At 71.6% G+C, this 12817-nt stretch carries 11 protein-coding genes and 1 pseudogene; 7 read left to right on the top strand and 5 right to left on the bottom strand.

Going from position 1 to position 12817, the window contains the following annotated elements:
• Window positions 1-40 precede the first annotated feature (40 nt).
• Entirely contained in the window at window positions 41-1249 is a 1209-nt protein-coding gene (locus V2J63_RS00060) for a class I SAM-dependent methyltransferase (RefSeq protein WP_331228942.1), read from the bottom strand.
• A 230-nt stretch (window positions 1250-1479) separates the two neighbouring features.
• Between V2J63_RS00060 and groES the strand changes: the two genes are divergently transcribed.
• Window positions 1480-1776 (top strand): co-chaperone GroES, encoded by a 297-nt coding sequence (groES, locus tag V2J63_RS00055; protein WP_331228941.1) that lies wholly within the window; start codon window positions 1480-1482, stop codon window positions 1774-1776.
• Window positions 1777-1856: 80 nt separating this feature from the next.
• Here the strand turns inward: groES and V2J63_RS00050 are convergent, their stop codons facing one another.
• Window positions 1857-2147, bottom strand: coding sequence for a WhiB family transcriptional regulator (locus V2J63_RS00050; protein WP_331228940.1), 291 nt, complete (start codon window positions 2145-2147; stop codon window positions 1857-1859).
• Window positions 2148-2367: 220 nt separating this feature from the next.
• Between V2J63_RS00050 and V2J63_RS00045 the strand changes: the two genes are divergently transcribed.
• Together V2J63_RS00045 and guaB are read left to right on the top strand one after the other, a co-directional pair.
• Entirely contained in the window at window positions 2368-3363 is a 996-nt protein-coding gene (locus V2J63_RS00045) for a MerR family transcriptional regulator (RefSeq protein ID WP_331228939.1), read from the top strand.
• A 9-nt stretch (window positions 3364-3372) separates the two neighbouring features.
• Window positions 3373-4884, top strand: coding sequence for an IMP dehydrogenase (gene guaB, locus V2J63_RS00040; RefSeq protein WP_331228938.1), 1512 nt, complete (start codon window positions 3373-3375; stop codon window positions 4882-4884).
• A gap of 20 nt (window positions 4885-4904) precedes the next feature.
• Here the strand turns inward: guaB and V2J63_RS00035 are convergent, their stop codons facing one another.
• On the bottom strand, window positions 4905-5651 hold the full coding sequence (locus V2J63_RS00035; RefSeq protein ID WP_331228937.1) for an exonuclease domain-containing protein: 747 nt from the start codon (window positions 5649-5651) through the stop codon (window positions 4905-4907).
• A 99-nt stretch (window positions 5652-5750) separates the two neighbouring features.
• On the opposite strand from V2J63_RS00035, the gene V2J63_RS00030 reads away from it, so the two are divergent.
• From V2J63_RS00030 to aspA, 4 genes and pseudogenes are all read left to right on the top strand, one after another.
• Window positions 5751-6875, top strand: coding sequence for a GuaB3 family IMP dehydrogenase-related protein (locus V2J63_RS00030; RefSeq protein ID WP_331228936.1), 1125 nt, complete (start codon window positions 5751-5753; stop codon window positions 6873-6875).
• Between the two features lie 27 nt (window positions 6876-6902).
• Window positions 6903-7172 (top strand): HPr family phosphocarrier protein, encoded by a 270-nt coding sequence (locus tag V2J63_RS00025; RefSeq protein ID WP_331228935.1) that lies wholly within the window; start codon window positions 6903-6905, stop codon window positions 7170-7172.
• On the top strand, window positions 7169-8578 hold the full coding sequence (locus tag V2J63_RS00020; protein ID WP_331228934.1) for a class II fumarate hydratase: 1410 nt from the start codon (window positions 7169-7171) through the stop codon (window positions 8576-8578). The genes V2J63_RS00025 and V2J63_RS00020 overlap by 4 nt, the downstream gene beginning before the upstream one ends.
• Window positions 8575-10008 (top strand): annotated as a pseudogene (gene aspA / locus V2J63_RS00015) (aspartate ammonia-lyase); the annotation flags it as partial. The gene V2J63_RS00020 and the pseudogene aspA, both read left to right, overlap by 4 nt.
• Window positions 10009-10223: 215 nt before the next feature.
• On the opposite strand, the gene V2J63_RS00010 reads toward aspA, so the two are convergent.
• Entirely contained in the window at window positions 10224-11345 is a 1122-nt protein-coding gene (locus tag V2J63_RS00010) for a nucleoside hydrolase (RefSeq protein ID WP_331229651.1), read from the bottom strand.
• A 77-nt stretch (window positions 11346-11422) separates the two neighbouring features.
• Window positions 11423-12805 (bottom strand): nucleoside hydrolase, encoded by a 1383-nt coding sequence (locus tag V2J63_RS00005; protein WP_331229650.1) that lies wholly within the window; start codon window positions 12803-12805, stop codon window positions 11423-11425.
• Window positions 12806-12817 lie beyond the last annotated feature (12 nt).

Raw genomic sequence — 12817 nt, 5'->3', positions numbered from 1 at the left:
TGCCGGGAGGCCGTGCGCGCGGTCCCGCGGGCGACGACCCTCACACCGGTTCGACGACGATGACGCTCTGCCGCCCCCCGAGGCGCGTGAGGACGATCGTCGCCGACGCGGAGCCGCGCAGGTTGAGCTGGCGGCGCAGCTCGCCCGGCTCGACGGCGGTGCCGCGCTTCTTGATGGCGAGGACGCCGACGTCCCGGTCGCGCAGGTACGTGCGCAGGCGCTTGAGGCCGAAGTCGAAGGAGTCGAGCACGCGGTAGGCGCGGGCGAACGGCGTCGGGACGAGGTAGTCCCCGGTCAGGTACGCGATGGACTCGCTCACGAGCCCGGCGTCGACGAGGTCGCCGACGCGCGCGACGAGCCCGGCCCGGATGACGGCGCCGTCCGGCTCGTAGAGGTAGGACGCGAGCGGGCGGACGACCCCGGCGCGCACGGGCGCGTCGGGCGGTCCCTGCTCGCCGGCGGCCTCGGTGAGGGTGTGCGGCTCCTCACCCCGCAGGACGAGGGCGCTGCGCCCCGGCCCCTCGGGGGCGAGCGGCCCGAACCACAGGCCCGCCTCGACGACGTCGCCGTCGACGCTCACCCACTGGGCGTGGGTGTCCGCCGGCAGGGCCGGGTGGGGGATGCCCGGCGCGACCTTGATCCCGAGCGCCGGCACGGTCTCGCGCAGGGCGAGCACGGCGTCCAGCGGCGGGCTGTACGCGCGGGGGTCGAAGACCCGGTTCCCGCGACGTGTGCGGCGGGCCGGGTCGGCGAACGCGGCGTCGACGCCCTCGGCCCGCAGGTCGAGCGCGAGGGCGTCGCCGTGGCGCACCTCCGCCGTGGGGAAGTGCCGCAGGTTGACCGTGGCGATCGCCGCCGTCATCTCGTCCTGCTCGACGGCGAGGACGTCGAGCCCGAGCGCGCTCAGCGCCATGGCGTCGCCGCCGATCCCGCAGCCGAGGTCCGCTACCCGCCGTACGCCGGCGGCGGCGTAGCGCCGCCCGTGGTGCGCGGCGACGGCGAAGCGGGTGGCCTGCTCGAGCCCGCCGGAGGTGAAGAGCATGGCCGCGGCGAAGTCGCCGAACTTGCTCACGGCCCGGGCGCGCAGGCGGCTCTGCGTCATCGCCGCGGCGACGAGCTCGGCGTCGACGCCCCGGTCCCGCAGGCCGCTCGCGATCCGCAGCGCGGCGCTCTCGTCGTACGGGGGCAGCTGGCCGAGGAGGGCCCAGCCCTCGGGGGAGAGGAGCTTGGTCAGGCCGGCGGGATCCACCCCTCGATCCTCCCACCTCGCCCCCGCGTGCCTCGACCGCGCCGGCGGCGTTGGCACTCGCCTTGACCGAGTGCTAACGCCGCCATAGATTTGGCCATGGCGCAGCCCCCGGGCTGTGACTGCCGCAGCAGAGCTCACCCGTTCGATCCCCGCGACGGCGGACGGTGCAGGGATGTTGCGGCGCACCTGACCACGTTCCGTTCCACACTCACGTGAAGGGGAGGTCCGCAGTGTCGGTCTCCATCAAGCCCCTCGAGGACCGCATCGTCGTGCAGACGCTCGAGGCCGAGCAGACCACGGCGTCTGGTCTCGTCATCCCGGACACCGCCCAGGAGAAGCCCCAGGAGGGCACGGTCATCGCGACCGGTCCCGGGCGTGTCGACGACAACGGCAACCGCGTCCCGCTCGACGTCTCCGTCGGTGACGTCGTCATCTACAGCAAGTACGGCGGCACCGAGGTGAAGTACGCCGGCGAGGAGTACCTCATCCTCTCCGCGCGCGACATCCTCGCCGTCGTCGAGAAGTGACGCACTGACCCACCAGCTCCACGACGAAGCCCCCGGTCCTCTCGGACCGGGGGCTTCGTCGTTGTCAGGCTGCCGTGCTCTCAGACGACGCGGCGGGCGCTGCCGGCGAGGATGTCCTGGCGCTCGTCCTCGGACAGCCCGCCCCACACGCCGTAGGGCTCGCGGACCGTGAGTGCGTGCTGGCGGCAGGCCTCGATGACGGGGCACGCGGCGCAGATGGCCTTGGCCGCCTCGTCGCGGCGCCGGCGGGTCCCGCCACGCTCACCCTCGGGGTGGAAGAACAGGTCCGGGTCGGCCTCGCGGCACGCACCCTCGTACTGCCATTCCCACAGGTCCATCACCGGTCCGGGAAGCCTCGAGAGCTCAGCCATGTCACCGCTCCTTCTCTACGTCGAGTGCCGTTCGGCTGGCGAGGCCCTCCTCGCCGTGCACTGGGATGAACGTAGCAAGCGATGCACAACTTGTTCAAGCCCCTGGCGCGACCGATTCAAGAAACGATGCAAGGGTCGTTCGTCCCGGGTGTGCGGCCGAGTGGCATGCCCGGCCCTCGGCGAGGGGGCACAATCGGACGGCGAGAGACGAGGGGGACTGGTGGCAGCAGAACGGTTCGACGCGGACGGGGCACCGCTCACCGTGGCCGCCGTGGCCAACCGCCTCGGCGTCGCCGCGTCGACACTGCGGACGTGGGACCGCCGCTACGGCCTCGGGCCGTCGTCCCACCAGGCGGGCAGCCACCGGCGCTACACCCCGGACGACGTCGCCCGCCTCGAGACGATGCGCCGGCTCACGCTGCGCGGGGTCGCGCCCGCGGACGCCGCGCGCATCGCGGCGGACGAGGAGGGCGGTGCCGCGACGCCCGAGCGGGTGGAGTCACCCGCGAGCCGGGACGACGACGCCCAGCTCATCATCGACCCGCTCACGCTCGCGGCGGCCGCCGTCGAGCCCGACCCGCCCCGCCTGCAGCGCATGCTCGCGCGCGCCGCCGCCGAGCGCGGGATCGTCGAGACGTGGACCGAGGTGACGAAGCCGGCGCTGGCGATGCTGCGCCAGCGCGGCCGCCTCGAGCGTCCCGGGATGGACCCCGAGGGCGTCCTCGAGGCCGCCATGCTCGCGACCGTGCGCGACGTCGCCGCCCGCACCGAGCGGGCGCAGCGGGCGCACGAGCCGGCGAGCGTCCCGCGCCCGGCCTCGGTGCTCCTCTACGCGAGCGAGGAGTCACGGCTGCGCGCGCACGTCGTCGGCGCCGCCCTGCTCGAGGCCGGCGTGCGGGCGCGGATCGTGCGCGGCGTCCTCGGACCGGCGGCGCACGACGGTGCGGCAGCGGCCCGGGGCGAGGCGGCGGCCGCCGGCACCGCCGCGCTGCTCGACCTCGTCCGCGAGGAGGGGGCCGGGGCCCTCGCCGTCCTCGGAGCGCCGGCAGGCGCCGTCGGGCTGGTCGAGGCGGCGAGCGAGCGCGGTGACGTCGAGATCTTCCTCCTCGGCACGGACGCGCCCGAGGTGTGGCTGCCCCGGGTGCGCCGGGTGCGCACCGCCGTCGCGGCCGTGCACGAGATCGCCGGTGTCCTCGGGGCGGAGCACTCGCCGTAGTATCGGGGGGTGAGTGACTCCCACCCCGCACACGACCCGTTCGGCCTCGTCGGCCTCACCTACGACGACGTCCTCCTCCTGCCGGGGGAGACCGACGTCCTGCCCTCCGAGGTCGATACGACGGCCCGGCTGACCCGGGAGATCACGACCCGGATCCCGCTCGTGTCCGCGGCGATGGACACGGTGACCGAGGCGCGCATGGCCATCGCCATGGCTCGCCAGGGCGGCATCGGGATCCTTCACCGCAACCTCTCGATCGAGGCGCAGGCGCAGCAGGTGCGCATGGTCAAGCGCTCCGAGTCCGGCATGGTCACCGACCCCGTCACCGTCGGGCCCGAGGCGACGCTCGCCGAGCTCGACGCGCTGTGCGCGCGGTACCGCGTCTCCGGGCTGCCCGTCGTCGACGAGCGCGGCATCCTCGTCGGCATCATCACGAACCGCGACCTCCGGTTCATCTCCCCGAGCGCCTTCGCGGACATGCGCGTCCACGAGGTCATGACCCGCATGCCGCTCATCACGGCGCCGGTGGGCATCTCCTCGGCCGACGCCGCCGCGCTCCTCGCCCGGCACAAGGTCGAGAAGCTGCCGATCGTCGACGCCGACGGCGTCCTGTCGGGCCTCATCACCGTCAAGGACTTCGTCAAGTCCGAGCAGTACCCCTCGGCGACGAAGGACGACGAGGGCCGGCTGCGTGTCGGCGCGGCGATCGGGTTCTACGGGGACGCCTGGGAGCGTGCCACCGCGCTCGTCGAGGCGGGGGTCGACGTGCTCGTCGCCGACACCGCCAACGGCCACGCCCGCGCGCTGCTCGAGATGGTCGCCCGGATCAAGGCCGACCCGTCCATGCGCCACGTCCAGGTCATCGGCGGCAACGTCGCCACCCGCGAGGGCGCCCAGGCGCTCGTCGACGCCGGCGTCGACGCCGTCAAGGTGGGGGTGGGGCCGGGCTCCATCTGCACGACGCGCGTCGTCGCGGGAGTGGGCGTCCCGCAGGTCACCGCCATCCACCTCGCCGCGCAGGCGTGCAAGCCGGCGGGCGTGCCCGTCATCGGCGACGGCGGCCTCCAGTACTCGGGCGACATCGCCAAGGCGCTCGTCGCCGGCGCGGACACCGTCATGCTCGGCTCGCTCCTCGCGGGTTGCGACGAGAGCCCCGGCGACCTCGTCTTCGTCAACGGCAAGCAGTACAAGCACTACCGCGGCATGGGCTCGCTCGGGGCGATGGCCTCCCGCGGGCGCGTCTCCTACTCCAAGGACCGCTACTTCCAGGCCGACGTCTCCACCGACGACAAGATCGTCCCCGAGGGCATCGAGGGCCAGGTGCCCTACCGTGGCCCGCTCTCGGCCGTCGCCTACCAGCTCATCGGCGGCCTGCACCAGTCGATGTTCTACGTCGGCGCCCACAACCTCCCCGAGCTCGCCGCCCGCGGCAAGTTCGTGCGCATCACCGCGGCGGGGCTCAAGGAGTCCCACCCGCACGACGTGCAGATCACCGCCGAGGCGCCGAACTACAACCGCTGAGGCCCCGCGTCGCGCGCCGGCTACGCGCGCTGGGCGCTCGGCTCGAGCGCGCGGGCGACGTCCGGCAGCGGCATGGGCCAGCCGAGGTTCGCGCCCGGGCCGTCGTAGCCCTGGCTCGTGCGCCAGGCGTTGAAGCTCACCGCCCAGTCACGGTGCCGGTCGACCTGCCACGCGTGGAGGTCACTGAGCCGGGCGGCGGCGATCTCGGGGAAGCGCGCCGCGATGCGGGCGAGGACGTCGAGCGTCGCGACGACGTCGACCTCGGCCGTGTGCAGGTCCGCCTGCTCGGCGACCCGGTAGTGCACGCACAGGTCCCCGAGCTTGCGCTTGCCCTTGCGGTAACGGTCGAGGCCCCGGTCGAGCACGAGCGGGTCGATGACGGGCATGCAGTCCCGGCCCAGCCGGTCGGCAAGGGTGGCCAGGCCGTGGCGGCGTAGCTCGTGGTCGAGGATGGCGAGGTCGTACGCGGCGTTGTAGGCGACGACGGGGACGTCCCGCGCCTGTGCGCGGGCCAGCTCGTCGGCGATCTGCGACAGGGCGAGGCCGGGGTCCATGCCCTCGGCGCGGGCGCGCTCGGTCGTGATGCCGTGGACCGCCGTCGCCTCGGCGGGGATCTCGACCCCAGGGTCGATGATCCACGTGCGGACGCGGGTGCCCGCGGCGTCGCGCTCGACGAGCGCCGCGGTGACGATCCTGTCCTGGGTGACGTCGATTCCGGTGGTCTCGGTGTCGAAACCGAGGAACGGGCCGCGGGGCCATGCGCTCATGGGAGCCTCCTTCGATCTGCTGCCACCCTGCCAGCGACCACCGACACCGCCGTCGAGGCGCGCGGGCCGGGCGCCCGCCACGACCGGTAGCCTGCTCTGGTGAGCAACGAGATGGAGATCGGCCGGGGCAAGCGGGGCCGCCGCGCCTACTCATTCGACGACATCGCGGTGGTGCCCTCGCGGCGTACCCGTGACCCGGAGGACGTGTCGGTGGGGTGGCAGATCGACGCCTACCACGTCGACCTGCCCGTCCTCGCGGCGCCGATGGACTCGGTCATGAGCCCCGCCACCGCCGTCCAGCTGGGCCGGTTCGGGGGCATCGGCGTCCTCGACCTCGAGGGGCTGTGGACCCGGTACGACGACCCCACGCCCCTCCTCGAGGAGATCGCCACCCTCGACGGCGAGCAGGCCACCTCCCGCATGCAGGAGATCTACGCCGCGCCGATCCAGCCCGAGCTCATCACGGCCCGCCTGCGGGAGATCCGTGAGGCCGGCGTCACCGTCGCCGGCAAGCTCTCGCCGCAGCGCACGCAGGAGCACTGGCGCACCGTCGTCGAGGCCGGGGTCGACCTCTTCGTCATCCGCGGCACGACCGTCTCCGCCGAGCACGTCTCCTCCACGGCCGAGCCCCTCAACCTCAAGCGGTTCATCTACGAGCTGGACGTGCCCGTCATCGTCGGCGGGGCCGCGACGTACACCGCGGCGCTGCACCTCATGCGGACCGGAGCCGCCGGCGTCCTCGTCGGCTTCGGCGGCGGAGCGGCGCACACGACGCGCGTCTCCCTCGGCATCCACTCCCCGATGGCCACCGCCGTCGCCGATGTCGCGGCCGCGCGCCGCGACTACCTCGACGAGTCCGGCGGGCGTTACGTCCACGTCATCGCCGACGGCGGGGTCGGGCGCTCCGGCGACCTCGTCAAGGCCGTCGCGTGCGGCGCGGACGCCGTCATGCTCGGTGCTGCGCTCGCCCGCGCGAGCGAGGCCCCCGGCCGGGGGTGGCACTGGGGCTCGGAGGCGCACCACCCCGAGCTCCCGCGCGGCGAGCGGGTCCGCGTCGGCACCGTCGGGACGATGGAGGAGATCCTCCACGGCCCCAGCCGCAAGGCCGACGGCACGCTCAACCTCGTCGGCGCGCTGCGGCGCGCCATGGCCACGACCGGCTACTCCGACGTCAAGGAGTTCCAGCGCGTCGAGGTCGTCGTCTCGCCCTACAGCCCCTTCTAGCGACACCCACCACCAAGGAGAACCCACATGGCCCAGCGCACCGCCACCATCGGCTCGAAGGTCGGCCTGCACGCCCGTCCCGCCTCGATCTTCGTCAAGGCGGCCAACGAGGCCGGGGTCCCCGTCCAGATCGCCAAGGCCGGTGGTGACCCCGTCGACGCCGCGAGCATCCTCGCGATCATGACGCTGGGCGCCAAGCACGGGGACGAGGTCACGCTCAGCGCCGAGGGCGACGGGGCCGAGGGCGCCCTCGACTCCCTCGCGGAGCTGCTCGGCAAGGACCTCGACGAGAAGTGACCGGCAACGTGACCGACGACGTCCGCATCGAGCACGACACGATGGGGGAGGTGCGCGTCCCCCGCAACGCCCTCTACGGCGCCCAGACCCAGCGCGCCGTCGAGAACTTCGCGATCTCCGGCGCCGGCCTCTCGCGGCACCACATCGCCGCGCTCGCCCAGGTCAAGCGCGCCGCCGCCCTCGCCAACGCCGAGCTCGGTGTGCTCGACCCGGCGATGGGCGACGCGATCGCGGCGGCGGCCGACCAGGTCATCGCGGGCGAGCACGACGAGCACTTCCCGGTCGACATCTTCCAGACCGGCTCGGGCACGTCGTCGAACATGAACACGAACGAGGTGGTCGCCAGCCTCGCCGGGACGCTCCTCGGGCACCCGGTGCACCCCAACGACCACGTCAACGCCTCGCAGTCCTCGAACGACGTCTTCCCGTCCTCGATCCACATCGCCGCGACGCAGGCGGTCGTCACCGAGCTCCTGCCCGCGCTCGACGTCCTCGCCGGCTCGCTCGAGGCCAAGGCCGAGGAGTTCGCCGACGTCGTCAAGGCGGGGCGCACCCACCTCATGGACGCCACCCCCGTCATGCTCGGCCAGGAGTTCGGTGGCTATGCGGCGCAGGTCCGGCTCGGCATCGACCGGGTCCGGGCGGCACTGCCGCGCCTCGCGGAGCTGCCGCTCGGGGGCACCGCCGTCGGCACGGGCATCAACACCCCGGCGGGGTTCTCCCGGCGCGTCATCGAGCTCGTCGCGGAGCACACGGGCCTGCCGCTGACGGAGGCGGGCAACCACTTCGAGGCGCAGGGCGCGCAGGACAGCCTCGTCGAGACGTCGGGAGCGCTGCGCACCGTGGCGGTCTCGCTCGTCAAGATCTGCAACGACCTGCGGTGGATGGGCTCCGGGCCGAACACAGGTCTCGGCGAGATCGCCATCCCCGACCTCCAGCCCGGCTCGTCGATCATGCCGGGCAAGGTCAACCCCGTCATCCCCGAGGCGACCCTCATGGTGTGCGCGCAGGTCATCGGCAACGACCAGACCGTCACGTTCGCCGGGGCCTCGGGCTCGTTCGAGCTCAACGTCATGCTCCCGGTCCTCGCCCGCAACGTCCTCGAGTCGGTCACGCTGCTCGCCAACGCCTCCCGGGCGCTCGCGGGCCGGTGCGTCGACGGGATCACCGCGAACGTCGACCGCTGCCGCGCCCTCGCCGAGTCCTCGCCCTCGATCGTCACGCCGCTCAACCGCGTCGTCGGCTACGAGGCTGCGGCGAAGATCGCCAAGCACGCCGTCGCCCAGGGGATGACGGTGCGGGCGGCTGTCGAGGACCTCGGGTACGTCGAGCGCGGCGAGATCAGCGCCGACCAGCTCGACGTCGCCCTCGACGTCGCGTCGATGACGGCGCCGAAGACGTCATGACGACCCCGGCCGGGGCCTCCCGCACCGAGGAGGACCTCCTCGGGCAGCGGGAGGTCCCGGCCGAGGCGTACTACGGCATCCACACGCTCCGGGCCACGGAGAACTTCCGCATCTCGGGGCGCCCGGTCGGGGACGTCCCCGCGCTCGTGCGGGGCATGGTCGCCGTGAAGAAGGCCTCGGCGCTGGCGAACCGCGAGCTGCGTACGGTCCCCGCGGAGATCGCCGACGCGATCGTCGCCGCGTGCGACGAGGTCCTCGTGCGGGGCCGCTGCCTCGGGGACTTCCCCGTCGACGTCTTCCAGGGCGGCGCCGGCACGTCGGTCAACATGAACACGAACGAGGTCGTCGCCAACCTCGCCCTCGAGCACCTCGGCCTGCCCAAGGGCCGCTACGACGTCGTCAACCCCAACGACCACGTCAACAAGAGCCAGTCGACGAACGACGCGTTCCCGACCGGCCTGCGGGTGGCGGTCTACCGCGCCGTCGAGGAGCTGACGGCGGTGCTCACCGACCTCTCCGCCGCGTTCTCGCGCAAGGGCGAGGAGTTCTCCCGCGTCCTGACGATGGGTCGCACCCAGCTGCAGGACGCAGTCCCGATGACGCTCGGGCAGGAGTTCACCGCCTTCGCCGCGCTCCTCACCGAGGAGATCCACCACCTCGAGCGGAACCAGGAGCTCCTCCTCGAGGTCAACCTCGGCGCCACGGCGATCGGCACGGGGCTCAACGCGCCCGAGGGGTACGCCGCGCGCGCCGTCGCCCACCTCGCGGAGGTGACGGGGCTGCCCGTCGTGCCCGCCCCGGACCTCATCGAGGCGACGTCCGACGCCGGCGCCTACGTCTCCATGCACGCGGCGGTCAAGCGGTCCGCCGTCAAGCTCGGCAAGATCTGCAACGACCTGCGGCTGCTCTCCTCGGGGCCGCGGGCCGGGCTCAACGAGATCAACCTGCCCGAGCTCCAGGCCGGGTCCTCGATCATGCCCGCCAAGGTCAACCCCGTCCTGCCCGAGGTGGTCAACCAGGTCTGCTTCAAGGTCATCGGCAACGACGTGACCGTGACGATGGCCGCCGAGGCGGGGCAGCTCCAGCTCAACGTCATGGAGCCGGTCATCGCCCAGGCGCTCTTCGAGTCGATGTCGCTCCTCACCAACGCCTGCCGCGCGCTCGCGGAGCGCTGCGTCGAGGGCATCACGGCCAACGAGGAGGTCTGCCGCGCCTACGTCATGGGCTCCATCGGCATCGTCACGTTCCTCAACCCCGTCATCGGGCACCACAACGGCGACGTCGTCGGGCGCGAGTGCGCGCGCACCGGCCGCAGCGTGCGCGAGGTCGTCCTCGAGCGCGGGCTCCTGAGCGAGGCCGAGCTCGACGAGCTCCTGTCGGTGGAGAATCTCATGCGCCCGCAGTACCGGGGCCCCTTCTACGGCGAGGACCCCGACGTCGTCGCGCCGACTGCCGACGAGGCCGCGGAGAGCGCGCCGAGCGACGACGACGCCGTCGTCGAGCAGGGCGAGCTCCCCCCGGAGCCCGAGCCCGACGACGCAGAGCCGCGAGTCGACGACCCACAGCTGCGAGTCGACGACGCCACGTAGCAAGGAGCCCCGACCGACCGGTCGGGGCTCCTTGCCACATGGCGTCGGGGGAGTGTCTAGCTTCCCAGTCCGCCGACGTACTCGACGTAGAAGTCAGCGAAGGCTTCGCGGTCGATGTCGAAGAGGATCTCGACCTTCTGGGTGTGGGGCGGGAAGTTGGACGGGTCGTCGAAGTCGCGGTTGCGGCTCTCGTGGTAGCCGATCGACCGGCCGTAGTTCGGGCCGTAGTTGACGTCGATGTCGATGTATCGCTCCTGGACGTCGGTGGCGATGCTCGGATCGATGAAGACTGCGGCGGTGAGCAGGTCCCAGACGTAGGACTGCCGGTCGGGGTCTGCCTCGAAGCGGGGGCCGTGCTGGTCGATGAACATCTGGCGCACGGGGGTGCGCTCGCCCTCGATGACGCGGTCGTAGATGTCCTTGGTGTAGTAGACCCGCTCGGCGATGTCGTTCGGGACGACGAGCTGGCGCTCGAAGGGGGTGTTGAGGGTGATCTTGATGGCCTCGGGGTCGAACCACCAGTTGAACTCCGCTGCCGGGGTGGTGTTACCCGGGATGTCGATCGCGCCGCCCATGTAGATGACCTGCTTCACCAGCGGGACGATCTCGGGGTAGGTCTTGACCGCGAGGGCGATGTTCGTGGCTGGGCCGAGCACGAAGAGGGTGACCTCGCCCGGGTTGGCCTTGACGCTGTCGACGATGAAGTCGACGGCGTTGACGTCCAGCGGCTCGGTCTCTGGGTAGCCCTGGTAGGGGGCGTTGGCGAGCTCGAGGTAGGAGCTGGGGCGTTCGCGGCTCCATGCTCCGATGTACTCGGAGTTGCCCCACAGCATCTGCTCGGCCTCCAGCTGGGCCTGGCGGTCGCCCATGAGGGGGCCACCGGCTCCCTGGATGACCGGGACCTCGGTGTGGCCGACGATCTCCAGCTGCTTGAGGGAGTAGGCCGTCCCCTCCTCGACCCAGGTGTTGCCCGCGACGGTGGTCACGCCGAGCACTTCGGTGTTCTCGTCGTTGAGCAACGCGAACATGGCCAGTGCGTCGTCGTTCAGCTGGCCCATGTCCGCGTCGATAATGACCTTCTCCGAGGCGTCCGTCGCCTCAGGATCGGAAGTTGTACCAAACGCGGCACCGGCGCCGACTGTCGCAACCAACGCACCCGTCGTGACTAGCGCAAGCATCTTCGGCTTGTTCTTCACAGTAGAGCATCCTCTCAATTCACTGGTCGAATGATGATTCGTTCTGCCTGGCTGGGGTCTCAGCGCTCTGCACGCCGCCGGACCGCCAGCAGAGCCACGGCGGCACCGAGGAGGGCCAGGGCGGTGATGATCACCGGCAGGACGCCGGCGCCGGTGGACGGGAGGTTGCCGCCGGCATCTGTCCCGCCGTCGGACCCGCCCGTGCCGTCTTCGCTGGGGTCAGTGGTAGGCGTCCGCGTGCCGTCACTGCTGGGTTCGGTCGTCGGCTCGCCTGTCGGTTCGTCAGTCGGTTCGCCTGTCGGTTCAGACGTGGGCTCGGTCGTAGGTTCGCCCGGGGGTTGCTCACCGCCGCTTCCCAGTCCGCCGACGTACTCGACGTAGAAGTCAGCGAAGGCTTCGCGGTCGATGTCGAAGAGGATCTCGACCTTCTGGGTGTGGGGCGGGAAGTTGGACGGGTCGTCGAAGTCGCGGTTGCGGCTCTCGTGGTAGCCGATCGACCGGCCGTAGTTCGGGCCGTAGTTGACGTCGATGTCGATGTATCGCTCCTGGACGTCGGTGGCGATGCTCGGATCGATGAAGACTGCGGCGGTGAGCAGGTCCCAGACGTAGGACTGCCGGTCGGGGTCTGCCTCGAAGCGGGGGCCGTGCTGGTCGATGAACATCTGGCGCACGGGGGTGCGCTCGCCCTCGATGACGCGGTCGTAGATGTCCTTGGTGTAGTAGACCCGCTCGGCGATGTCGTTCGGGACGACGAGCTGGCGCTCGAAGGGGGTGTTGAGGGTGATCTTGATGGCCTCGGGGTCGAACCACCAGTTGAACTCCGCTGCCGGGGTGGTGTTACCCGGGATGTCGATCGCGCCGCCCATGTAGATGACCTGCTTCACCAGCGGGACGATCTCGGGGTAGGTCTTGACCGCGAGGGCGATGTTCGTGGCTGGGCCGAGCACGAAGAGGGTGACCTCGCCCGGGTTGGCCTTGACGCTGTCGACGATGAAGTCGACGGCGTTGACGTCCAGCGGCTCGGTCTCTGGGTAGCCCTGGTAGGGGGCGTTGGCGAGCTCGAGGTAGGAGCTGGGGCGTTCGCGGCTCCATGCTCCGATGTACTCGGAGTTGCCCCACAGCATCTGCTCGGCCTCCAGCTGGGCCTGGCGGTCGCCCATGAGGGGGCCACCGGCTCCCTGGATGACCGGGACCTCGGTGTGGCCGACGATCTCCAGCTGCTTGAGGGAGTAGGCCGTCCCCTCCTCGACCCAGGTGTTGCCCGCGACGGTGGTCACGCCGAGCACTTCGGTGTTCTCGTCGTTGAGCAACGCGAACATGGCCAGTGCGTCGTCGTTCAGCTGGCCCATGTCCGCGTCGATAATGACCTTCTCCGAGGCGTCCGTCGCCTCAGGATCGGAAGTTGTACCAAACGCGGCACCGGCGCCGACTGTCGCAACCAACGCACCCGTCGT

Source organism: Georgenia wangjunii, assembly GCF_036421975.1.
GTDB classification, from domain to species: domain Bacteria; phylum Actinomycetota; class Actinomycetes; order Actinomycetales; family Actinomycetaceae; genus Georgenia_A; species Georgenia_A wangjunii.
The sequence above is the reverse complement of the archived record's forward strand: the minus strand, read 5'-3'. Positions and strand labels throughout refer to the sequence as shown.

Bases quoted from the DNA above. Each gene is read 5' to 3' on its own strand.
- V2J63_RS00050 (WP_331228940.1), bottom strand. From the start codon at position 2,147: ATGGCTGAGCTCTCGAGGCTTCCCGGACCGGTGATGGACCTGTGGGAA.
- V2J63_RS00035 (WP_331228937.1), bottom strand. From the start codon at position 5,651: ATGAGCGCATGGCCCCGCGGCCCGTTCCTCGGTTTCGACACCGAGACC.
- V2J63_RS00025 (WP_331228935.1), top strand. From the start codon at position 6,903: ATGGCCCAGCGCACCGCCACCATCGGCTCGAAGGTCGGCCTGCACGCC.
- V2J63_RS00010 (WP_331229651.1), bottom strand. From the start codon at position 11,345: ATGCTTGCGCTAGTCACGACGGGTGCGTTGGTTGCGACAGTCGGCGCC.